The sequence below is a fragment of the Kribbella aluminosa genome (assembly GCF_017876295.1).
In the GTDB taxonomy this organism is placed as follows: Bacteria; Actinomycetota; Actinomycetes; order Propionibacteriales; family Kribbellaceae; genus Kribbella; species Kribbella aluminosa.
Window position 1 is genome coordinate 88395 of the sequence record NZ_JAGINT010000002.1, and the last position, 21187, is coordinate 109581.

Sequence of the window (21187 nt, forward strand, 5' to 3'; positions counted from 1 at the left end):
CCCCTCCTAGAGTTCGGCGACCTCCACGGTCGCGCCGTGGTCGCGTAGTGCGTCGATCAGGTCCTTCGGAGTCTTCTCGTCGACGATCACGATGTCGAAGTCGGCCAGCGGCGCGAGCCGGTGCAGGGCGGTGCGTTGCAGCTTGCCGTGGTCGACCATCAGCACCTTGGTCTTCGCCGCGCGCAGCATCGCCCGCTTCACCAGCACGATCTCCTCCTCCTGGTGGAACGCGTGCGTCGGCGACACCGCGGAGACCGAGCAGAACAGCAGGTCGGTGTGCAGCGCCTCGACCGCCTCCGCGCACGGCATCCCGCCGAACGAGTCGTGGGTCGCGGAGTAGATCCCGCCGAGCGCCAGCAGCGTGATGTCCCGGAGCAGCGCCAGCTTGGTGATGGCGGGCAGAAAGTTCGTTGCCACGGTCAACGGTGTGATGTCCTCGAACAGGTCCACCAGCGCCAGCGCACTGGTGGAGTCGTCGAGCATCACCGACATCCCCGGCTCGATCATCGTCCGCGCGTGCCGGGCGATCGCGAGCTTCTCCGCGTGCGCGGTGTTCAGCCGGTACGCGACGTTGCTCTCGAACACGCTCGTCGGCTGTGCGCTGACACCGCCGCGGTACTTGCGCACCACGCCCTGCCGCTCGAGCTCGTCCAGGTCGCGGTGCACGGTCATCACACTGACGCCGAACGCCTCGACCAGGTCGTTCGCCGACACCGAGCCGTGCTTCACGACGTACGCCGCGATCTCGGCCTGCCGGCGCGCGGGCCGGCTCAGTTCGGCGGTGTCGCCGTCGACATCCGAAGTCATGTCAGGGTCTCCAAACGTAGCGGAGGAACGTTGTACGCCTCGAGACCCACTGTGCCGTCCTGCCACCGGAAACGCACCAGCGCCGCGGGACCGAGCGCAGGCAGCAGTCTGCGGTAGTCGTTCAGCCGCAGCCCCAGCACCCTGCAGACGAGCAGCCGGACGAGGGTGTTGTGCGCGACGGCGAAGACCTTCCGGCCCTGGTGCAGCCGGCCGATCTCGTGGAACACCTCGTGCACCCGATCGGCTGCTTCGGCGGGATCCTCGCCGCCCGGAAAGTGGTCCCGCACCGGGTCCACCTCGAAGGCCTTCGCCACCGCGGGCGGCAACTCGCTCAGCATCTTCCCCTCGGCGGACCCGAAGTCGACCTCACGCAGCCGGGCGTCGACGGTCGGCTCGAGCTTGAGGGCCTCCGCCAGCGGCGCGATGGTCTGCCGGGCCCGGAGCATCGGCGAGCACCACAACGCGTCCGGCGCGTAGTCGAGCGCCCAGTCCTTGAGCAGTTGCGCCTGCTGGACGCCGACCTCGTCGATCGGGAGATCGGTGGAGCCGGTGTACCGGTTGCCGTCGTGCCATTCGGTCCGGCCGTGGCGGGCCAGCACGATCGTCGTTCTCATCCCCGGTACCCCCGGCGGTCGAGCTCCGCGACGAAGTCGCCGTACAGGTCGTCGAGCCGTTCCCCGCGCGGCTCGAGCACCCGATCGACGCGGACCATCCGGCGGGCGGTGCCGGTGAGGTCCCGGCCGCCGGACGCCGCGAGCACAGCCATGCCGTACGCCGGGTCCGGGACGGCCGGAAGCTCCACCGGTACGCCGAGGACGTCGGCGCGCAACTGGTTCCAGTACCCGCTCCGGGTGCCGCCGCCGGTGAGCGAGACCGAGCGGACCGGGTCGGCGCCGAGTGCCTGCAGGTGCTCGAACGCGAGCCGCTCGACGAACGCGACACCTTGCAGCACGGCTGAATACGTATGCACCTCGCCAGGTGTGCTGCCGAGCGTGAACCGCTCCGCCTGCGGCGCGACGAACGGGAACCGCTCACCGGTCTTGGTGAGCGGGTAGGTGACAGCAGCGACCGGGTACGCCCCGTGATCGAGAGCGTCGAGGTCGGCGCCGGGCAGGAGCTCGGTGAGTACGCCGGCGCCCGAACTGGACGCGCCACCGGGGAGCCAGCCGCCGTCGGGGTGCCGGTGACTGTAGACGGCACCCGTGGGGTCGGTGATGAGGTCGGCGCTGACACCTTTGAGGACCAGCGTCGTACCGAGGACCGAGTTCCAGGCGCCGGGGGCGAGGGCGCCGGCGGCGATCTGCGCGGCGCAGCCGTCGGTCATGCCCGCGTGGACAGGGATGCCGCCGGGGGTGCGGCCGAGTTCGGTGCCGGGGCGGACGACCTCGGGGAAGGCTTCGAGCGGCAGGCCGAGTTTGCCGAACGCGGCCGCCGGCCAGGACTCGGCGACCAGGTCGTAGCCGGTCTTGAGGGCGTGGCTGGTGTCGGTCGCGACCGGGTGGCCGACGAGATGGGCCGCGACGAAGTCGGCGCTGTGCGCGACGCGGCGGTCTGTGAGGTCCAGGTCGAGGATCTTCGGGAGCGCCCAGGTCGGCTGCATGCCGGTCGCCCACCGGTCAGGGTCCGCGTCGACGATCTGCGCGCGGCGGGCGGCCGCGCGGGCGTCGTCGTACATCAGGGCCGGGGTGACCGGTCGGGCGGAGCGGTCGGTGAGCAGGAAGGTGCCGGAGGTGGAGCAGATGGCGATCCCGTCGACGCCGCGGGTGCCGACCTCGGCGAGGACCGCGTCGACGGCGGTCAGCCACTCCTGCGGATCCTGCTCGTGGCGGACGCCGTCGCGGTGACTGGTTAGCGGTCGGGCCGCCCGGGACAGCACCTGGCCCTTGGCATCGGCCAGCACGGCGCGCACACTTTGCGTGCCGAGGTCGAGCCCGATCCAGCCCACGTACCGCCTCCAGAGTGAGTGTTATCTACATTGGTAACATAACACCAGATCGCGATAAGAGTACGCCAGTTCCCTGGCCGAAGGCGGACACAAGTCGGCTCCCGGACGCCGGGGCGCACGGGAGCCGAAGGTTCTTGCGGGCGGTCAGGAATGCATCAGGAGCAGGCCCGGGTCGATGGTGGCGAGCTCGAGGCGGCCGGCATCGACGGCGCCGTACGCACCGATCGGGCCGCTGGAGCGACGACCGTTGCGGTTCAGCCAGAACCGCCAGCCCGTCGGAGCCGCGGGCCAGGCCGGGTCGGGTTGCCAGCCGACCGGCGGACGCCACCCGGCGGTGGGCGGCTCAGGCCAGTCGGGCGGTGAGTTGAACTTGTGCACGAGCGGGTCCCTTCGAGTGAACAGCGATCCGCTGCCGTTGATCCGTACCTGACGAATCAACGACCCGACGCACCGAATGTCACGGACAAATCTTCGTAAAGTTTCATCCGGCGCACGGGCTCATCCCACCACCGAAACCTCGCTGCGGCAAGCGTTCTCTCACCAGCCGGACTGCACGTGCATCGGCACCGGCTACCCACAGGTTCCCGGGTAGTTGTGCACAGCAATTGCCTACATATCCACAATCTGCAGGAGTTATCCACAGATAAACCGTTGCTCAGGGCTACTCGCAGGCCACTCCGTCTCCGTCACGGTCGAGATGCGCAGCGTAACCAGGCTGACCGCGATACAGCGGCGCCTTGCCTGCTGCGCGGACCGCCGCGCAGTTCGCGTAGTACGTGGTTTCGACCGGTGCGCTCGTCGTCTTGGGCGCGGTGGTCTGTGTACTCCGTGCCGGCGGTACGGGTGCGGTGGTACGGGTCGTGGTCCGCGGCGCGGGCACCGTCACGGTCCGTGCCGGGAGCGGCGCCTGGGTGACCGTTGCCGTCGGCCCCTGAACGGTCTGCACCGGCCCCTTGACGGTCACCGTCGAGGTCGGCCCCGGCGCCGTGACCGTCGTACCCGGCGCCGACGAGACTGCCGCCGGTGTGTTGTTACCGCCGATCGCCACCAGTACGACGATGAACGCCGCCGCGCCCGCGCCCCAGCCCGCGATCAGCTTCGCCGGCGAGTCCGCGCCGTACCGGCCGTAGGGTCCACGCGCCCGCGTGCCCCGCGCAGTCAGCCAGAACGCCCAGCCGGCCGGCGCGGCCGGCCAGGACGGGTCCGGCTTCCAGCCGGGTGGTGGTTGCCAGTCCGGGGCCGGCGATGCCGGCCAGTCCGGTGGCGAGTTGAAAGTTGCCATGGTGAGTTCCCCCCTCGGGGGTTACATCCAGTGACCATGGCGCTGTGTTACAGAAGCTTCTAGGCGACCTGTGCCGGATCCCGCGCACAGGTTCCGGGCCGGAGGTCGAGGTTTCGACGCAGGTCGAATAGCCCGCGAATCGGAACTCGGCGTTCCGGGAGCTCGTCGGAATCAGCATCTGTCCAGCCGGCAACGAGTCGGCCAAACGACGAGGGAGCCATCCACGATGTTCGAGAAGGCGAGAGTACGGCAGGCTGACAAGAATCTCTCCGCAGCCGAGAAGCGGCAGCGGGACACGGAGGAGAACGGCAGGGCAACACGGGCGGCGTTCCACGGGACGGCCGCGGGCAGAGGGGCCGTCGAGTCCAGCAGGCGCGCCGACAAGGGCGCCAAGAAGGAGGTGAAGCGGGCCGAGAAGAAGTACGACAGGGCACAGCAGCGGTTGGACGACAAGAACGCGCGGAAGCGAGGGACCGAGCGCTGACCACAGCCCGGGGAGCAGCGCCTGCGGCGGGTCGTTTCGTGGCTTGTTTCACAGGTTTACAACGTCGGAAGTAGCCGGTACAACCGAGAGCGAGACCGGTCCGCCCCCAGGTTTCGAGAGGTGTACGCCCATGAGACTGCTCCGTGTTGCCGCAGCCGCCGTACTACTCCTCGGCGTACTCGCGCCGACCGCACCGGCCGCCGAGATCCAGGAGAAAGCAGTGACCTCCCAGACGACGTCGCAGACGTTCCGGAACCCGGTGAACCCGTCGGCGGATCCGTCGATGATGTTCTACAACGGGAAGTACTACGTCGCGACCACCCGCGGCGACCGGATCGGGATCTGGTCGTCCAGCAGCGCCGCGACGCTGCTCGTCCAGCCCGAGCAGGTGGTCTGGCGGGACTCCGACACCAGCCGGAACACGCAGATGTGGGCGCCGGCGTTCCGGCACGTCGGCGGCCGCTGGTACATCTACTACACGGCCTCCGACGGCGTGGACGCCAACCACCGGATGTACGTCCTCGAGTCGGCCGGCGACGACCCGCTCGGTCCGTACAGCTTCAAGGCGAAGATCGCCGACTTCGGCGAGTACGCGATCGACGGCGAGCCGTTCACGATCAACGGGCAGCAGTACTTCGTCTGGACCGGGCCGGGCCGCGGCCAGGGCGGTCCGGCGCAGCTCTACATCGTCCGGATGAGCAACCCGTGGACGTCCGTCGGCGACCGCGTCGCGATCCCGGCCGACGGCGGGTGCAGCGAAGTACGCGAGGGTCCGACCCCGCTGTACGGCGCGACGCGCACGTTCCTGACCTACTCGACGTGCGACACCGGCAAGCCGGACTACCAGTTGTGGATGAAGAGCATCGCGAACGGCGCCGACCCGATGGTCGCGTCGAACTGGGTGCAGCACGCCGGCCCGATCTTCTCCCGCAACGACGACACCGGCGTCTGGGGCCCCGGCCACCACTCGTTCTTCAAGTCGCCGGACGGCACCGAGGACTGGATCGCGTACCACGCGAAGAACACCAGCGCGTATACGTATTCGTTCCGCACCACCCGCATCCAGAAGATCACCTGGAACGCGGACGGTACGCCGAACCTCGGCCGCCCACTGGCCGCCGGCGCGACGCAGAACCTGCCGTCCGGCGACCCGGGCTCGTCGAACTACTGGATCAACGACACCGACGCCGCGGTCGCCTACACCGGCGCCTGGAGCTCCGGCTCGGGCTGCGGCAACCAGTGCTTCTGGGGCAACGACCACTGGAGCTGGGAGCCGAACGCGACCGCCACCATCAGCTTCACCGGTACCTGCGTCGCGCTGCTGAGCGTCGCCGACACCGGCAACGGGATCGCTGCGATCTCGGTCGACGGCGGCCCCGGAGCAACGCGTCGACTACTACAGCTCGATCCGCGTCGGCGAACAGCTGATGTACATCAGCCCCACGCTACCGTCCGGCCCGCACACGGTCCGTGTCCGCGTCACCGGCGACAAGAACCCGTCCTCCACCGGCGCAGTCATCAGCCTGGACCGCATCGAGGTCTACTGAGAGGCCTGCCGAGAGGCCGGCTGAGAGGCCGGCTGACGCCAAGGTGCGCCGTACGGCGTCGACGGAACCCTCCCAGTGTGCTCCATCGACGCCACGGCGCACCTATCCGTGTATCGGAACTGGGAGGGCTCGCGTTACAGCGGTCAGCCCTTGAGGCCGGAGGCGAAGCCGCGGATGACGTAGCGCTGCAGGACCAGGAACAGCAGCAGGATCGGAAGCGCGGCGAGGATCAGGCCGGCCGCGACCAGGCCGTAGTTCGAGGTGTACTGGTTGACGAAGGCAAACACCCGGACCGGAACCGTCTCGTGGCCGGAGCCGCCCAGGTACAGCAGGGGTGTGAAGAAGTCGTTCCAGATCTGGACCGCGTTCAGGATCAGGACCGTGCCGGTGATCGGCCGCAGCAGCGGGAAGATCACGTGCATGAACGCCTGCAGATGTGACGCTCCGTCGATCAGTGCTGCGTTCGTGTAGTCGGCCGGCAGCGAGCGGATGAAGCCGGTGTAGAGGAAGACCGTGAACGGCAGCTGGATCCCGGTGTAGAAGAGGATCATCCCCTGGTACGTCCCGAGCAGGCCGAGGTCGTCGACCAGCTTGTACAGCGGGATCATCCCGAGCTGGAACGGCAGGATGATCCCGACCAGGAACAGGATGTAGAGCCCGTAGCTCAGGCGGGTCGCCGTACGGGCGAGGAAGTACGCCGCGAGCGAGCCGGCCGCGATCAGCAGTACGACGCTCGCGACCGTGATCAGGGTGCTGTTCAGCAACGCCGATCCGAGTCCCGCCTCGCGCCACGCCGCGCCGAAACTGCCGACGCTCGGCGGCGACGGCAGCCCGAGCGGCTTGTTCGCGATCTGCTGCGGATCCTTGAACGCCAGGGTCACCAGCACGTACACCGGGAACAGGAACGCGATCGCGACCACGATCATCACGGCCTCGAGCAGGAACGTCCGTGGGCGGTACTTCATACCGTCGTCTCCCTCGACCTCAGGTACCCGATCTGCAGGAACGTCACGGCCGCCACGAAGATCGCCAGCACCAGCGCGATCGCGGTGCTGTAGCCGAACTTCCCGTAGACGAAGGCCTGCTTGTACAGCACCGTCGACAACGTGTCGGTGGCGTACCCCGGTCCGCCGTTCGTCATCGCGATGATCTGCGTGAACAACGTCAGCCCGCCCACCGTCGACAGCATCACGTTGATCGTCACGGCCGGCGCGAGCAACGGCCAGGTGATGTGCCGGAACCGCGCGACCGTACCGGCGCCGTCGACCATCGCGGACTCGTGCAACTCGGCCGGTACCCCTTCGAGCCCGGCGAGGAAGATCACCATCGAGTACCCGGCGCACTGCCAGATCACCGTGAACGCGACGGACCAGAGCGCGAGCGACGGATTCCCGAGCCAGTCCTGCCGCAGCCCGCCGAGCCCGACCGCACCGAGCGCGGCGTTCAGCCCCGAGTCCGGCGCCGGGTTGTAGACGAACTTCCACAGGAACGACACCATCACCGGACTCACCACGACCGGCGCGAAGAACACCATCCGGAGGATCATCCGGCTCCGGATCCGGGTGTGCACGCCGAGCGCCAGCAGCAGCCCGATCGCGTTCTGGATCACCACGATCGCGACCGTCAGCAACAACGTGTTCCGCAACGCCCCGAGCGCCTGGTCATCGTGCACCAACTGCTTGAAGTTGGCCGCCCCAACGAATGTCCTCGCGCTCCCGACCCCCGACCAGTCCGTGAACGCCGACCCGGCCCCGGCAATGCTCGGATACAACACCACCACCGCGTAGACCAGCACCGCCGGCACGGCGAACCACCACGGCGGCACAATCCCCCCGCGCCGCCGGGTGCGCTTCGCCTCGTCCGCCCGAACCAGCACCGCCGAAGCCGTCATGCGCTCTTCTTGTATGCGTCGTCGAGCTTTTTCAGGGCGTCCTGGACTGTGGTCTTGCCGCCGAGGAGTTGCTGGACGACGGCGAAGTGGGTTGGTTGTACTTCGGCGTTCGGCCAGCGTTGGTCCATGAACGGGACGGCCTTGTTCGCCTTCAGGAGTGGGAGGAACGAGGTCAGTGCGGCGTCGACCTTCGCGTCGCCGTACAGCGGGACGCAGGAGACGGCCTCGGCCCAGGCGTTCAGGTTGTCCTGCTGGCCGCAGTACTCCAGGAAGCTCTTCGCCTGGTCGGACTTCTTGCTCTTCGCGCTGACCGCGATGCCGACCACCACGCCGGCCGGGATCCAGTTGTCGGCGGCAACATCCGTCGCCGGGAACGGGAACATCGACAGGTCGTCGGGCGACGGCGCCGCGGCCCGGAACGCCGACAGTACGGCGGACACCTGGACCGCCATCGCGGCCTTGCCGGTGCCGACCATCGAGGTCGCCTGCTCGTACGTCGTACCGTTCGGGTTGTCGTTGAAGTACCCCTTCTTCTGCAGCTCGAGGTACTTGTTCATCGCGTCGACCCAGCCGGAGTCCGCGAACGAGGCCTGGCCGGCGCTCATCTTGTCGTCGAAGTCCGGCGTCTTCGCGTAGACCGTCCCGGGCACCAGCGCGTACGGGATCAGCTGCGTGATCCACGGAGTCTGCGCGCCGAGGGCGATCGGCACGATGCCCTTCTTCTTCAGCTTCTCGCAGACCGCGAGCAGCTCGGACCAGGTGGTCGGCGGCTCGACGCCCGCGGTCGCGAACGCCTTCTTGTTGTAGATCGCGCCGAGCATGCTGGAGCCGGGCGAGAAGATGTACGTCTTGCCGTCGTTCTGGAACGCGCCCTTGAAACCGTCCGGCACCTTCTGCGTCCACGACTGGCTGCTGAGGTCCGCGAGCAGCCCGGCCTTGCTCAGCTGGACCATCGACATCGCGCTGCCACTGCCGGGATAGACCACGTGTACGTCGGGAGCGTTGCCGCCGCCGAGCTGGGTACGGAGCGCGGTCTGCACCTGGTCTGCCGGCGCGAACGAGAGGTTGAAGTCGAAGCCGGAGTGCGCCGACTTGTACGAGTCGAGCACCTTGCGCAGGCCCGGCTCCTGGTCGCCGACGCCGATCACCTTCAGCGTGCCGCTGGACGACGTACCGCTGCTCCCGCCGCACGCTGCCAGCGCACCGCCGAGAGCGGTGGCGACGGTGGCACCGCCGGCCAACTGCAGGAGCCGCCTTCGGCTGACGGACCGATCGAGTGCCATGGTTCCTCCTGAGCGCCGAGTTACCGGCCAGGGATGTGAAGTAACCGCAGGATCGTGTTACTTTTGTCACGCGGGACGCTACGTACGGCCCGGGAGGGTGTCAAGACCTCGTTGAAAGGATTCAGTCCATACCGGTGTGAAAACGACTCCGGGCAGGCCGCCGGGGCTTCGGGTCCGTGCCTCGGTCGCCTGAGAGGATGGGCGACGTGCCCGCGACCGCCTTCCCGCATCCGGCCGGTACGACGCGCGTCGTACCGCGGCCCGGCGAGTCCGTGACGCCGACACGTGGACCGGTGCAGGCGTGAGACGAGTGCTCCTGGTCGGCCTGCTGTTGCTGGCCTTGGCCCTCGGCGTCGGCGGCGGCTACTACGCCGGCAACCGCTGGGACACCCCAGACCCCACCGCCTCCGGCACCGCCGGCCCCCTCGGCACCGTCTCCCCCTCCCCCACCCCAACCCCCACCCCGACCGAGACCCCCCTCCCGGTAAAAACCCCGGTCCCCAACAACCTGGACCCCCTGCAGCCCGGCCTCACCTACGCCAACCGCACCTTCACGGTGAACCCGAAGGACGCGCAGCCCGTCCAGCTGTCCGTCGGAGTACCGCAGGGTTGGGGGCTGACCAGGGATCCGAAGCACCCGGACGAGGTCAAGTTCCTGGACAACCTCAGGCAACGGGGCGTCCGCGTACAAGCCGTCGAGCCGGCCACCCAGACACCGAAGGACGCGATCGCCCAGCTGGTCATCGACCTGCGGAAGAGTCAGGCTCCGGAGAACAACGTCCAGATCGTCGACCAGAACACCGCTGTGATCACCGGCGACGACGGCCGGAGCCGGGCCGTCGGAACCCTGATCTACACCTTCATCCCGGGCGACACCCTGCGCTACGTCATCGTCCGCTTCATCGCGGTCAACGGCGAACTCGCCAACATCTCGATGAGCATCACCGGCATCCCCGAGGACGCCCCCGCCCTCAAGGAAATCCTCGAGAAGGCCTCCGCCTCGGTCAGCGAGACCGCCTAGCCGGCTTTCATGGAATCGTTACCTGCTCGGTGCAACCTGAGAGCGGGCTCAGGTGTCTTCTGTTAGGGAGATCTGGGGAGGTGGGGGCATGGCGAGGACTGTCACCAGGCGCACGATGCTCGGCGCCGGGTTGCTGGGCCTTGCCGGGGCGGGGGGTGCGGGCGGGTACGGGGCCGGCCTGTTCCTCACCGCGGAGCCCAGTCTCGCCGGTACCGCGGGGCCGCTGCCGATGAGTTCCGTGAGTACGTCGCCCACCCCGGCGACGCCACCGCCGCCGCGCAAGGTGACGTACGACGACTCGCCGGCGCTGGATGCGGGCGACCTCAGCTACCGGAGCCAGACCTTCTACGTGAAGAGCGTGGTCAAGTCGCGGATCACCGTGCGGGTGCCGGACGGCTGGGGGCTGACACAGCCGTACCCGCCGAGGACCGGCCGGTTCACCGATCCGACCGGCAAGCGGTGGATCCGGATCGAGGGCGGCTTCACGATCAAGCGGCCGCCGGCGGCGTCGATGCAGGCTCGCATCATCGAGCTGAAGCGGCTCACGACCGACCAGATGCTGAACCTGCTCTCGCAGCAGGACGACGGCGACTCCGCCACGATCTCCTACACCTACGTGCCGCCGCCGGACCAGTCGCCGGACGGCGTGCTGCGGTACGTCATCGTCCGCTGGGTCGCTGACAACAGCGGCAACTGTGCGGTGGAGATGAGTTCGACCGGGCTCCCGCAGGACAAGAAGGCACTGCAAGACGTCCTGGAGCACGCCACGAAGAGCGTCGAACGCCACGACAGCAGCCTCTGAGCTACAGCACCTGCGCGAGTCTCCGACAGATACACGGCGGGTGCAGTTGCGCTGACCGCCCGCGGTAAACGCCCGCCCTGCACGCTTCGGGCGTGTCCGAAGTGTTGGGATGGGAACCTGGGGAGCATGCTCCTGGCGCTGTTGTGTGTTGGCATTTTCCTGATCCAGTTGGACGTGACGGTCGTCAACGTGGCGCTGCCGACGATCCGGGTTGACCTCGTCACCGGCCTGGTGGGCCAGCAGTGGGTGGTGGCGGCGTACATGATTGCCCTGGCCGGCCTGCTGCTCCCCAGTGGTGCGTTGGGCGACCGGGTCGGCCACAGACGCGTCGTGCTGACAGGGCTCGCTGTCTTCGGTGGGGCCTCGCTTGCTTGCGGTCTGGCGCCAAGTATCGAAGTGCTGATAGCTGCGCGGGCAGTGCAGGGCATCGGCGCCGCACTGCTGCTGCCAGGCACGCTTGCCGTCATTACGGACCTGTACGTCGACAGCGCCGCAAGGGCACGCGCTGTCGGTATCTGGTCCGGCGCGGGCGCCCTGGCACTGCCGTCCGGCCCCTTGCTCGGCGGCGCCCTGGTAGCTGGGTTGGGCTGGCGGGCCACGTTCCTGATCAACCTGCCGATCATCGCGGTCGGGCTCCCGCTCGCCTGGCGGCTGATACCGCAGCGCCAGCCGCACCAGGAGCGCCGTACGACCAGGCTGCGGATCGGTAAGGACTTCGTCGGCGCCAACCTGGTCGCGGGCCTGATGAACTTCGTCGGACTCGGTACCGTGCTGGTGCTGACGCTCTACCTGCAGGAACACCTGTCCCAGCATGCGTTCCGGGCGGGACTGGAGCTCATACCCCTCTTCCTCCCGCTGGCCGTACTAGGACCGATCTCCGGCCGCATCACCGCCCGCTACGGCCCGCGGCTGCCTATGTCGATCGGGCTGGTCCTCGGTGTCGCCGGGTCGCTCTGTCTGCTCGGTGTGAACGCCCACAGCGGGTACGCAGCCGTCGTACCGGTACAGGTCGGTCTTGGTGTCGGCATGGGGTTCCTGACGGCCGCCGTGGTGCATGCGGCCATCGCTGCGCTCCCGCCAGACCGCGCGGGCTTCGCCAGTGGGGTCAACAACACCAGCCGCCAGGCCGTGGGTGCCCTTGGCATCGGTGTGTACGGCGCTGTCCTGGGCCATGCGCACGGCTTCGTCAGCGGGCTGCACGTGCTGGCGTGGCTGGGAGGCGGTCTGTGGGCAGTTGCGCTGGGCATCACCTGGCTGACCGCGCAGAGGCCTCAGTCGACGGGCCAGATGGTGCGGAAGATGGTGGAGCGGATCCGGTAGTACCTGCGGCGTACGGACTGGATCAGCGCCGGCGAAGGCCGGAGCCGTTCGGTCGGGAAACGCATGGGGAACGTCCTAGGGGGTGTACTGCACCGTGTCAGCGATCTCGGTGGCACGCACCTGGCTCGACCCCGGCACGACCACCTGAACGAATATCGAGCCGCCGTCCCCGAAGTCGACGACTCGTTGGAGCAGCACGATATCCGCACCGAAGCAGCCGCCGGAAACCCGGTCCGTGACCGACTGTCCACCGACCGTGTGCGGAAGCGGTGCGCCGACGTTCTTGCACTGCTTGCTGTCCGGCAGCGCCAGCTTGGTGTCGGACAGGCCGACGAACACCCCCGGCGTCTGCCCCGACCAGTCGGGATCCTGGCTGACACGGAACGCCGGAGTACTCGATTTACTGCCCGGAACGGTCCAGGACGACGAGGCGATCGACTGCGCCCAGGCGCGCGGCAGGTCCACCTGGAAGCCGTCCTCGGCGACCGTGATCACCTTGCGGCTGGACAGGTACCACTGGCCGCCGTACCCGGCCCCACCGCCGACCACGAGCGCCAGCAGGGCAGCCACGACCCAGCGGCCACGCTTCTTCCGTGGCGCGGCGGCGGGAGGAGCCGGCACCACCTCGGTCTCTGCCTCCGGGGGCGCCTGGGGAGGCACGGTCTCCGCGGCGTCGGCGGTCTCCGCCGGCTCCGCGGACTTGACGATCGTCGGCTTGTTCTCGTCGCTGAGCGCGGTCTGGTCCCCGAGGTCGTCGTCGGGCCTGTCGGCGAGCTGGATCGATTCGCGCTCCGCCAGCGGGAAGTCGCGCGTGTTCTCGTCGAGTGCGCCGACGAGTTGCTTGGTGAACGACAGCACGTCCGGCCAGCGCTTCTCGCGGTCCGGGTCCAGGGCACGGACGATCGCCGCGTCGACCTGCTCCGGCAGCTCGAACCCGAGTGAGCTCGGCGGCGGGGCCACCTTCACCCGGCTGGCCGCGCCGAGCCCGTCCACCTGGTGCGGGGACCGCCCGGTGAGTGCGGCGTACGCGACGGCGCCCAGCGAGTACTGGTCGGCGCGCTGATCCAGCCGCTCCCCCAGCGCCTGCTCCGGGGCGACGTACGACGGGGTGCCGCCAGGCATAGTGATCCGCGACACCTCGTCGAGCGACTTCCCGAGGCCGAGGTCGGACAGCACCGCCCGCTCGCCGTCGTCGTCGGTGCTGCGGAACAGTACGTTGGCCGGCTTCACGTCGCGGTGCAGCAGACCGCGCCGGTGCAGCGCCTGCAGCCCGCGGCCGACCTGGACGACCACGTCGACCGCCTCGGGCAGCGCCAGCGGCTTCTGCTTCAGGCGGTCCGCCAGCGTGCCGCGATCGGCGTACGTGAGCACCAGGAACGGCCTGCCGTCCTCGAGTTCGCCCACGTCGTGCACCTGGACGACGTGCTCGGACTCGACCCGGCGCAGGAACCGGCCCTCCTCGAGGAACCGGTGCCGGACCGCGTCGTCGTGCGCCCAGTTGTCGGCCAGCACCTTGATCGCCACCTCGGCGTCGAGCTGCTCGTCGTGCGCGAGCCAGACCGTCGCGAAACCGCCTGAACCCAGGCGTCGGCGCACGACGTACCGACCGAGTCTGGTTGGGACCCCCATACAAGGCATTATGGGTCATTGGAGTGTCCCTCACCGGGGCGCATGGAGAGCAAAGGCGCAGATGAGCGAGAGCACCAGCCCGGCCGACGATCTTGCGACCCTCGCGGAGCAGGCGCAGGCGGGCGACAAGAACGCGATGGACGACCTGCTGCGGCAGGTCTATCCGCGCGTCCTGCGGATCTGCCGGAGCGTCCTGCCGTACTCCGCCGACGCGGAGGACGCGGCGCAGGAGGCCCTGCTGAACATCGCGACCAAGATCAACACGTACTCCGGTCGCAGCAGCTTCTCCACCTGGGTGCACTCCGTCGCGGCCAACTCCGCGCGCTCGACGTACCGCAAGCTGAAGCGCACCGCGCAGGCCGCCCACAACCCGGAGCAGATGGAGAAGCCGGACCCGCGTACCACGAGCGTGATCGCCGGCACCCGTCTGGACCTCCTGGAGGCCCTGGAGACCCTGGAGCGGGACCGTCCGCAGATGGTGACCCCGCTGGTGCTGCGGGACGTCTACGGGCTGTCGTACGAGGAGATCGCCGCCGAGGTCGGCGCCCCGCTCGGCACTGTCAAGTCCCGCATCCACGACGCCCGCGAGGTCGTCCGGCCGCTCCTCCGGCCCAAGGACTAGTTGCATCAACCTGCAATGCATCAGGGCTGATGTGTGAGCCTGATGCAGGCATACCCTCCGGGTTATGTCCGCCCGGGGGTTGCTGCACAATGCCGATTACCTGAAACTTCTGGCCGGCCAGACGGTCAGCTCCATCGGCTCCACGATGAGCTCGTTCGTCTTCACGCTGCTCGGTCTGGCCATCACCGGCTCGCCGGTGCAGGCCGGTCTGGTCGGTACGGCGTCCTCGCTCGGCACCATCCTGGTCGCACTGCCCGGTGGCGCGCTCGCCGACCGGTGGAGCCGTCGCCGGATCCTGATCGGCTACACCTTCCTCGGGGCCGTCCTGTTCGGCTCGGTCGCGGTCGCCGGATGGCTCGGCCACCTGACGCTCCCGCACCTGTTGGTCGTCGGCCTGCTCAACGGCGCCGGCTACGCCCTGTTCATGCCCGCCGAGAGCGCCGCGCTCCGCGAGATCGTCGCCCCTGAGGACATCAGCACCGCGCTCGCCGCCGCGCACGGCCGGCAGAACGTCGCAGGTCTGGCAGGCGCACCGCTCGGCGGTCTCCTGTACTCGATCGGGCGCGTGGTCCCGGTCGCCGCGGACGCGATCTCGTACCTGGTGATGGCGATCATGCTGACGACGATCCGGCACCCGCTGCCGGCCGCGAAGCCCGAGGGCGGCACGCACGAGCCGATCCTGAAGGCGATCCGCTCCGGGCTGGCCTGGCTGTTCCGGCAGCGCGACCTGCGGACGATCGCCGTCGCCGCGACCCTGCTCAACTTCGCCGCGAACGGCACGATCCTGGTGCTGATCCTGAGCATGCAGCAACGCGGCGTACGGCCGTCGGTGATCGGGCTGCTGGAGACCGCGATGGGGGTGGGCGGCCTGGCCGGCGCGTTCGCGGCGCCGCGGCTGCTGGCGAAGTACAGCGCCGGCAGGATCACGATCGTCGGCGCCTGGGTCGTCGCCGTGACCTTCGCGGCGACGGCCGTCAGTACGCGTCCCGTCGTACTGATCGCGCTGCCGGCGCTCGCCGTGTTCCTGCTGCCCGCGCTGAACTCCGGGCTGTTCGGCTACCAGATGCTGATCACTCCGAACCATTTGCAGGGCCGGGCGCAGAGCGCGTTCATGTTCATGTCGAACACCGCGGCCCCGCTGGCACCGTTCCTCGGCGGAGTCTTCCTCGGGATGCTGGGCGCCCGGACCGCACTGCTGGTCTTCGGGGCCCTGCTCGCGGTGGGTGCGGTACTGCTCACCGTGAGCCGTTCGATCCGGTCGATCCCGCTGCTTTCGGAGGTCGAGGCCCTCCCGTAGGCGGCGCTCGTGTGCTCAGATGGGGGCATGAAGAAGCTCATCAACGACCCTGCCGATGTTGTGAGTGAAGCGCTGCGCGGGATGGCGGCGGCGCATCCGGACCGGCTCCGGGTGGACCTGGAGAACCGGATCGTCTACCGCAAGGACGCGCCGCGGCCCGGGAAGGTCGGGCTGATCTCCGGCGGCGGGTCGGGGCACGAGCCGATGCACGGCGGGTTCGTCGGGCTCGGGATGCTGGACGCGGCGTGCGCGGGTGAGGTGTTCACGTCTCCGGTGCCGGACCAGATGATGGCCGCGACGAAGGCCGTCGACGCCGGTGCCGGCGTACTGCACATCGTGAAGAACTACACCGGCGACGTGATGAACTTCGAGATGGCCGCCGAGCTGGCCGCCGCCGACGCCGGTACCGAGGTGCTGTCGGTGGTGACGAACGACGACGTCGCCGTCCAGGACAGCCTGTACACCGCGGGCCGCCGTGGCGTCGGCGTGACCGTATTGCTGGAGAAGATCGTCGGCGCCGCCGCCGAGGAAGGCCGCCCGCTGCAGGAGGTCGCGGACCTGGCCAAGCGGGTCAACGACAACGGCCGCAGCATGGGGATGGCGCTCACGTCGGGCACCGTCCCGGCCGCCGGCAAGCCGACGTTCGAACTCGCCGAGAACGAGATGGAGGTCGGCATCGGCATCCACGGCGAGCCCGGCCGGCAACGCCTCCCGCTGGCCCCGGCCCGCGAGATCGCCGCGATGCTGGTCGACCCCGTCGTCTCCGATCTTCCTTACCGGCAAGGCGATTCGGTGATCGCGTTCGTCAACGGCATGGGCGGTACGCCGCTGATCGAGCTGTACGTGATGTACAACGAGATCGCCCAGCTCCTCGACCGCGCCGGGATCACGGTCGCCCGCTCGCTGGTCGGCAACTACATCACCTCCCTCGAGATGGCCGGCTGCTCGGTCACGTTGCTGAAGGTGGACGACGAACTGGTACGTCTCTGGGACGCCCCGGTGAACACCCCCGGCCTACGCTGGGGCGCGTGAGCATGGGAGTCGATTCCTTCGTCAGCTGGTTGCGGGACGTCGCTGGTTCGTTGCATGCGAATGCGGCGTATCTGACCGAGCTGGACTCGGCGATCGGGGATGCCGATCACGGGGCCAACCTGGATCGGGGGTTTCAGGCGGTCGTCGAGGTGCTGGACGGGACGGAGTTCGGGTCGGTCGACGAGTTGCTGAAGAAGGCCGGGATGACGCTGGTCAGCAAGGTCGGTGGGGCCAGTGGGCCGTTGTACGGGACGTTCTTCCTGCGGTTCGGGACCGCGTTGGCGGGGGTCGAGCTGACGCCGGAGGCGCTCGGGAAGGGGCTGCACGCCGGGGTCGAGGGGGTGCTGGCCCGGGGCAAGGCGGAGCTCGGGGACAAGACGATGTACGACGCATGGGCGCCGGCCTTGTCGGCGTACGACGATGCCGTGGCCGGTGGAGCAGATCTCGGTACGGCGTTGAACGCCGCGGCGGAGGCGGCCGCGAAGGGGCGGGACGGGACCGTGCCGATGGTCGCGCGCAAGGGCCGGGCCAGCTACCTCGGTGAGCGCAGCGCCGGGCATCAGGATCCGGGGGCGACCAGTACGACGCTGATCTTGGAGTCCGCGGCGCGCACGCTGTCATGATCGGGATCGTGGTTGTGTCGCACAGCCGCGCGCTGGGCGATGCTGCGGTGGCGCTCGCCGTGGAGATGGTTGCCGAGGACAAGCGACCGGTGATCGCGGTGGCCGCGGGGCTGGACGCGACGACGTTCGGGACCGATGCGATGGCCGTCGCGGAGGCGGTCGGCGCTGCGGACAGCCCGGACGGCGTACTCGTGCTGCTGGATCTCGGGTCGGCGGTGCTGAGTGCCGAGCTGGCCTTGGAGTTCGTCGATCCCTCGGTCGCGGAGCATGTCCGGCTGACGAGCGCTCCACTGGTCGAGGGGCTGGTGGCGGCTGTGGTGACGGCGTCGACCGGCACTTCGCTGGAGGCGGTCGCTGCGGAGGCGTCGCGGGGGTTGGCCGGGAAGCAGGATCATCTCGGGGATGTGGCGGCGGTCGAGTCGGCGCCGATGGTGGCGGGTGATCAGAGCGTCGAGGTGGTGGTCGGGAACGCGCATGGGTTGCATGCGCGGCCGGCTGCTCGGTTGGTTGGTCTGGTCAACGGGTTCGAGGCTGTGGTCACACTGACTGATCTGGACACCGGCAAGGGGCCGGTGGATGCGGGCAGTTTGAGTATGGTCGCGACGCTGAATGCCCAGCAGGGGCATCGGTTGCGGGTGGGGGCCAGCGGGGCGCAGGCTGCCGAGGTGCTGGCGGCTGTCGAAGAGCTTGCCGCTGACAACTTCGGTGATGCGGTGGTGGTTGCCGCATCACGACCGGGTGGGTCCGGGCTGGACGTGGCGATCGGGCCGGCGGTGCTCGCGGACGCGGCCGTCGATCTGAGTGGTTATGTTGCTGGGGACAACGAAGTTCCGCGGCTGGACGAAGCGGTCGGGGTCGCGGGCGATGAGCTGGATGCGTTGCGTGACGCGGGTGGCGAACACGGCGGGATCTTCGAGGCACACCTCGCGATGCTGGACGACCGCAAGCTGCTGGAGGAGGTCCGTGCGACGATCGCGGGTGGTACGTCGGCGCCCGTCGCGTGGAAACAGACGTACGACACGCTGGCCGCCACCTTCGAAGCGCTGGACGATCCCTACCAGCAAGAACGCGCGCAGGACGTCCGCTCGGTCCGAGACCGGGTCCTCCAGCACCTGGCCGCCCCGGCATCAGCCGGGGCGCCCGCGGCGGAGGGCGGCCCCGCAGAGCCGGCACCCTCCGGGCGGGCAGGCCCTTCCGTTGACGGGGCCGCGGCTCCGGCTCAGCTGGACACCCCGGGGATTCTGGTTGTCGGTGAGCTGGACGCGGCCACTGCCGCGACGCTTGATGCGACTCAGGTTGCCGGGATTGCCGTGCGTGCGGCGGGGACGACCGGGCACGGGGTGATCGTGGCTCGGTCCCGGGGGATTCCTTTGGTGGCGGGGATCGGGGACGTCGCGGTGCGGGCCGGGGCGGTGGTGGCGTTCGATGCTCGGAGCGGGGTGTTCGACACGGCGCCTGATGAGGACCGTGTGCGGGCGACGATTGCCGATCGGTTGGGGGAGCGGGAACGGGCGATCGCGGACGCGCCCGCGCCTGCCACAACGCGCGACGGGCGGACCATCGACGTACTGGTGAATGTCGGCGTCGTGCAGGACGCGGTGGATGTGCGCGGGGCGGACGGGTCGGGGCTGGTGCGGACCGAGGTGCTGTTCGGGAATCGGCGTACGGCGCCCACTGTCGACGAGCAGGTCGAGGCGTTCCTGGCGATCGCCCGGGCGCTCGGGAACAAGCCGATCACCATCCGCACCTGGGACATCGGCGGCGACAAGCCGCTCCCGTTCCTCCCTCAGGAGCACGAGCCGAACCCGTTCCTCGGCGAGCGGGGCCTGCGCGTCTTCCGCCGCCGGCCGGAGCTGCTCCGCGATCAGCTCGCGGCGATCCGGCGTACGGCGGCCGAAACCCCGGTGCACGTGATGTTCCCGATGGTGACGACCGCCGACGAGGTCGACTGGGCGCTGCACGAGCTCGGCCCGCGGGACAACCTCGAGGTCGGCATCATGGTCGAGGTCCCGGCGGCCGCCCTCCGGGTCGCCACGCTCGCGAAGGAGCTCGACTTCGTCAGCATCGGCACCAACGACCTCACGCAGTACACGACCGCGGCCGACCGGACGAACGCCGCAGTCGCACCACTGGCGGACGGTCTCGACCCGGCGGTGCTCCAGCTGATCGACCAGGTGGTCCGGAACGCCGGCGTACGCGTGGCCGTCTGCGGTGACCTCGCCAGCGACCCACAGGCCGCTGTGCTGCTGGCGGCTCTCGGTGTGACCGAGCTGAGCGCGGTTGGCCCGCAGGTACCGCTGGTGAAGGCCCGGCTACGACAGGCCGACCTGAGCCAGGTCGACACTGCCGCAGCGCTGGCTGCTCGGGACGCAGCTCAGGTACGAGCCCTCTTGTAACTAGCGCTGCCTGTAGTAGCGCAGCTCCACCAGGTTGAAGCCGGAGGTGCGTTCCGGCTTGGCCGGAAGGGTGTAGGACTGCTCTGGCTCCAGGTAGGTGACGTCCGGGTGCTCTAGGTCCAAGTCGACGACCAGAGCCGGGTACGCGCCTGTGTGCCAGGTGTAGGACTCCCCTGCCTCGGGCGTCAGGTGCTGCACGCGTACGTCGTCCTCGTCGACCACGACCTTCGTGGGGACCTCACCGGCCTGCTCGAAGCCCGCCTCGGCCGGTACGCCGGACACCGCGAAGTACGGGTCGCCGGAAGCCTCCTCCCCCAGGTCCAGGACCTCGATGAGGCGGTTCAGGTACAACGCGTCCCCGTCGTTGGTGAGCATGTGCACCGGCGACACCGGCCGGTAGACCGACCCGCCGACGGTCTCGCTCAAGTGGCGGGCAGGGCTGCCGTCCAGCCAGTCCATGTGACACGGCGACGTCGACAGGCACAGGACTACGTACGGGTTGTGGTGCAGGTGCCAGCCCTGCGCCGTACCTGGCTGCAGCTCCACCTCCCAGACGCGGACCCGGGAGTTCTTCAGCAGCACGCGGGTGCCGATCTCACCGAGCACGACCTCGGTGCCGTCCGGCGCGGTGACAGTAGTACCAGCAGTCATGCGTTCTCCTCGATCGGTCGTTCCATCGCGACGCCGGGGAGCAGGGTCCCGTCCGGCATCGGTAGCTGTGCGTCCTCCACCTCGGTGAAGCCGAAAGCCTTGTAGAGCGGTACCCCGGGCAGCGTCGCCATCAGCGCGAGCCGAGTGAACCCCTCTGCGCGGGCGGCCTCGGTACAGGCGGTAAGAATCGCCCGCCCGAGCCCCCGCCGCGTCCAGTCCGCCCGGACGAACATGGCCCGGATCCTGGCCGGCTCGGTCGCCGGGTCCAGCAGACGCGTATCAGCCCCCGCGGTACTGGCGTTGAACAGCTTGTTCCGCCGGGACCATCCGCCACACGCAACGACCTCCCCAGCCGCCTCCAGCACGTAGTAGGTGCCGTCGTCGATCAGGGCGGTGTCCAGCGTGGTGATGTGCTCAACCGCACTGGCCGTCTGCACCGCGTCGTAGTACGCCGGAAACTGCGTCTCCACCGCAGCCCGAGCCAACGCAGCCACCGCAGACCCATCCGCCACCACAGCCAACCGCAACACGACCTCCACCCCCACAGGCTAGTTC

General features: G+C 69.1%; 20 protein-coding genes and 2 pseudogenes. 11 read left to right on the forward strand and 11 right to left on the reverse strand.

The genetic code is table 11. The annotated features are described in order from the left end of the window. Window positions 1-6: 6 nt before the first annotated feature. From JOF29_RS21685 to JOF29_RS21705, 5 genes are all read right to left on the reverse strand, one after another. Window positions 7-807: a DeoR/GlpR family DNA-binding transcription regulator gene (locus JOF29_RS21685; RefSeq protein WP_209696323.1), complete on the reverse strand. Its 801-nt coding sequence runs from the start codon at window positions 805-807 to the stop codon at window positions 7-9. Beyond that, complete coding sequence (locus tag JOF29_RS21690; protein ID WP_209696324.1) at window positions 804-1421, reverse strand: histidine phosphatase family protein; 618 nt, start codon at window positions 1419-1421, stop codon at window positions 804-806. The genes JOF29_RS21685 and JOF29_RS21690 overlap by 4 nt, the downstream gene beginning before the upstream one ends. Continuing rightward, window positions 1418-2752 carry an FGGY-family carbohydrate kinase gene (locus JOF29_RS45465; RefSeq protein WP_209696325.1) on the reverse strand — a complete coding sequence of 445 codons (1335 nt, stop codon included), beginning with the start codon at window positions 2750-2752 and terminating at the stop codon, window positions 1418-1420. The genes JOF29_RS21690 and JOF29_RS45465 overlap by 4 nt, the downstream gene beginning before the upstream one ends. A gap of 144 nt (window positions 2753-2896) precedes the next feature. Further along, window positions 2897-3130, reverse strand: a complete 234-nt coding sequence (locus tag JOF29_RS21700; RefSeq protein WP_209696326.1) for a hypothetical protein — start codon at window positions 3128-3130, stop codon at window positions 2897-2899. Between the two features lie 283 nt (window positions 3131-3413). Further along, on the reverse strand, window positions 3414-4034 hold the full coding sequence (locus JOF29_RS21705) for an excalibur calcium-binding domain-containing protein (protein WP_209696327.1): 621 nt from the start codon (window positions 4032-4034) through the stop codon (window positions 3414-3416). A gap of 226 nt (window positions 4035-4260) precedes the next feature. On the opposite strand from JOF29_RS21705, the gene JOF29_RS21710 reads away from it, so the two are divergent. Both JOF29_RS21710 and JOF29_RS43420 read left to right on the forward strand, forming a co-directional pair. Further along, a complete protein-coding gene (locus tag JOF29_RS21710; protein WP_209696328.1) occupies window positions 4261-4518 on the forward strand; it encodes a hypothetical protein in 258 nt (85 codons plus the stop codon). A 286-nt stretch (window positions 4519-4804) separates the two neighbouring features. Beyond that, a pseudogene (locus JOF29_RS43420) lies at window positions 4805-5554 on the forward strand (glycoside hydrolase family 43 protein); the annotation flags it as partial. Between the two features lie 654 nt (window positions 5555-6208). Here JOF29_RS43420 and JOF29_RS21720 read toward each other — a convergent pair. Genes JOF29_RS21720 through JOF29_RS21730 form a run of 3 tightly spaced genes read right to left on the reverse strand, consistent with a single transcriptional unit; the run spans window position 6209 to window position 9239 of the window. Beyond that, a complete protein-coding gene (locus JOF29_RS21720; RefSeq protein ID WP_209696329.1) occupies window positions 6209-7030 on the reverse strand; it encodes a carbohydrate ABC transporter permease in 822 nt (273 codons plus the stop codon). Beyond that, the gene (locus JOF29_RS21725) at window positions 7027-7956 is read right to left on the reverse strand and encodes a carbohydrate ABC transporter permease (RefSeq protein ID WP_209696330.1); all 930 of its coding nucleotides are present in this window, start codon (window positions 7954-7956) and stop codon (window positions 7027-7029) included. Before JOF29_RS21725 ends, JOF29_RS21720 begins: the two co-directional genes overlap by 4 nt. Beyond that, window positions 7953-9239 (reverse strand): ABC transporter substrate-binding protein, encoded by a 1287-nt coding sequence (locus JOF29_RS21730; protein ID WP_209696331.1) that lies wholly within the window; start codon window positions 9237-9239, stop codon window positions 7953-7955. The genes JOF29_RS21725 and JOF29_RS21730 overlap by 4 nt, the downstream gene beginning before the upstream one ends. A 301-nt stretch (window positions 9240-9540) precedes the next feature. On the opposite strand from JOF29_RS21730, the gene JOF29_RS21735 reads away from it, so the two are divergent. The 3 genes from JOF29_RS21735 (at window position 9541) to JOF29_RS21745 (ending at window position 12382) form a co-directional block, all read left to right on the forward strand. Beyond that, on the forward strand, window positions 9541-10260 hold the full coding sequence (locus JOF29_RS21735; RefSeq protein WP_209696332.1) for a hypothetical protein: 720 nt from the start codon (window positions 9541-9543) through the stop codon (window positions 10258-10260). Window positions 10261-10348: 88 nt separating this feature from the next. Further along, window positions 10349-11062 carry a hypothetical protein gene (locus tag JOF29_RS21740; protein WP_209696333.1) on the forward strand — a complete coding sequence of 238 codons (714 nt, stop codon included), beginning with the start codon at window positions 10349-10351 and terminating at the stop codon, window positions 11060-11062. Window positions 11063-11188: 126 nt separating this feature from the next. After that, window positions 11189-12382, forward strand: coding sequence for an MFS transporter (locus JOF29_RS21745; protein ID WP_209696334.1), 1194 nt, complete (start codon window positions 11189-11191; stop codon window positions 12380-12382). 75 nt (window positions 12383-12457) lie between these two features. Here the strand turns inward: JOF29_RS21745 and JOF29_RS21750 are convergent, their stop codons facing one another. Then, window positions 12458-13978, reverse strand: a complete 1521-nt coding sequence (locus tag JOF29_RS21750; protein WP_307863587.1) for a serine/threonine-protein kinase — start codon at window positions 13976-13978, stop codon at window positions 12458-12460. 94 nt (window positions 13979-14072) lie between these two features. Between JOF29_RS21750 and JOF29_RS21755 the strand changes: the two genes are divergently transcribed. The 6 genes and pseudogenes from JOF29_RS21755 to JOF29_RS21775 all read left to right on the forward strand — a co-directional run bounded on the left by JOF29_RS21755 (window position 14073) and on the right by JOF29_RS21775 (window position 19981). Continuing rightward, window positions 14073-14633: an RNA polymerase sigma factor gene (locus JOF29_RS21755; RefSeq protein WP_209696336.1), complete on the forward strand. Its 561-nt coding sequence runs from the start codon at window positions 14073-14075 to the stop codon at window positions 14631-14633. Window positions 14634-14697: 64 nt separating this feature from the next. After that, window positions 14698-15930: an MFS transporter gene (locus tag JOF29_RS21760; RefSeq protein ID WP_209696337.1), complete on the forward strand. Its 1233-nt coding sequence runs from the start codon at window positions 14698-14700 to the stop codon at window positions 15928-15930. Between the two features lie 27 nt (window positions 15931-15957). Continuing rightward, window positions 15958-16962, forward strand: coding sequence for a dihydroxyacetone kinase subunit DhaK (gene dhaK / locus JOF29_RS21765; RefSeq protein WP_209696338.1), 1005 nt, complete (start codon window positions 15958-15960; stop codon window positions 16960-16962). 2 nt (window positions 16963-16964) lie between these two features. Then, window positions 16965-17585: a dihydroxyacetone kinase subunit DhaL gene (gene dhaL, locus JOF29_RS21770; protein WP_209699927.1), complete on the forward strand. Its 621-nt coding sequence runs from the start codon at window positions 16965-16967 to the stop codon at window positions 17583-17585. Next, a pseudogene (gene dhaM, locus JOF29_RS45470) lies at window positions 17582-17992 on the forward strand (dihydroxyacetone kinase phosphoryl donor subunit DhaM); the annotation flags it as partial. The gene dhaL and the pseudogene dhaM, both read left to right, overlap by 4 nt. A 21-nt stretch (window positions 17993-18013) precedes the next feature. Beyond that, a complete protein-coding gene (locus JOF29_RS21775) occupies window positions 18014-19981 on the forward strand; it encodes an HPr family phosphocarrier protein (protein ID WP_307863988.1) in 1968 nt (655 codons plus the stop codon). On the opposite strand, the gene JOF29_RS21780 is transcribed toward JOF29_RS21775, so the two are convergent. Beyond that, the gene (locus tag JOF29_RS21780) at window positions 19982-20632 is read right to left on the reverse strand and encodes a cupin domain-containing protein (RefSeq protein ID WP_209696340.1); all 651 of its coding nucleotides are present in this window, start codon (window positions 20630-20632) and stop codon (window positions 19982-19984) included. It lies immediately after the preceding gene. Next, window positions 20629-21171: a GNAT family N-acetyltransferase gene (locus JOF29_RS21785; protein ID WP_307863588.1), complete on the reverse strand. Its 543-nt coding sequence runs from the start codon at window positions 21169-21171 to the stop codon at window positions 20629-20631. The genes JOF29_RS21780 and JOF29_RS21785 overlap by 4 nt, the downstream gene beginning before the upstream one ends. Between the last annotated feature and the right edge of the window lie 16 nt (window positions 21172-21187).

Coding starts and splice junctions, on each gene's coding strand:
- JOF29_RS21755 (WP_209696336.1), top strand. CDS start 14,073: ATGAGCGAGAGCACCAGCCCGGCCGACGATCTTGCGACCCTCGCGGAG.
- JOF29_RS21720 (WP_209696329.1), bottom strand. CDS start 7,030: ATGAAGTACCGCCCACGGACGTTCCTGCTCGAGGCCGTGATGATCGTG.
- JOF29_RS21760 (WP_209696337.1), top strand. CDS start 14,698: ATGTCCGCCCGGGGGTTGCTGCACAATGCCGATTACCTGAAACTTCTG.
- dhaK (WP_209696338.1), top strand. CDS start 15,958: ATGAAGAAGCTCATCAACGACCCTGCCGATGTTGTGAGTGAAGCGCTG.
- JOF29_RS21745 (WP_209696334.1), top strand. CDS start 11,189: ATGCTCCTGGCGCTGTTGTGTGTTGGCATTTTCCTGATCCAGTTGGAC.
- JOF29_RS21710 (WP_209696328.1), top strand. CDS start 4,261: ATGTTCGAGAAGGCGAGAGTACGGCAGGCTGACAAGAATCTCTCCGCA.
- JOF29_RS21740 (WP_209696333.1), top strand. CDS start 10,349: ATGGCGAGGACTGTCACCAGGCGCACGATGCTCGGCGCCGGGTTGCTG.
- JOF29_RS21725 (WP_209696330.1), bottom strand. CDS start 7,956: ATGACGGCTTCGGCGGTGCTGGTTCGGGCGGACGAGGCGAAGCGCACC.
- JOF29_RS21705 (WP_209696327.1), bottom strand. CDS start 4,034: ATGGCAACTTTCAACTCGCCACCGGACTGGCCGGCATCGCCGGCCCCG.
- JOF29_RS21730 (WP_209696331.1), bottom strand. CDS start 9,239: ATGGCACTCGATCGGTCCGTCAGCCGAAGGCGGCTCCTGCAGTTGGCC.
- JOF29_RS21685 (WP_209696323.1), bottom strand. CDS start 807: ATGACTTCGGATGTCGACGGCGACACCGCCGAACTGAGCCGGCCCGCG.
- JOF29_RS21690 (WP_209696324.1), bottom strand. CDS start 1,421: ATGAGAACGACGATCGTGCTGGCCCGCCACGGCCGGACCGAATGGCAC.
- JOF29_RS21775 (WP_307863988.1), top strand. CDS start 18,014: ATGGTGGCGGGTGATCAGAGCGTCGAGGTGGTGGTCGGGAACGCGCAT.
- JOF29_RS21780 (WP_209696340.1), bottom strand. CDS start 20,632: ATGACTGCTGGTACTACTGTCACCGCGCCGGACGGCACCGAGGTCGTG.
- dhaL (WP_209699927.1), top strand. CDS start 16,965: ATGGGAGTCGATTCCTTCGTCAGCTGGTTGCGGGACGTCGCTGGTTCG.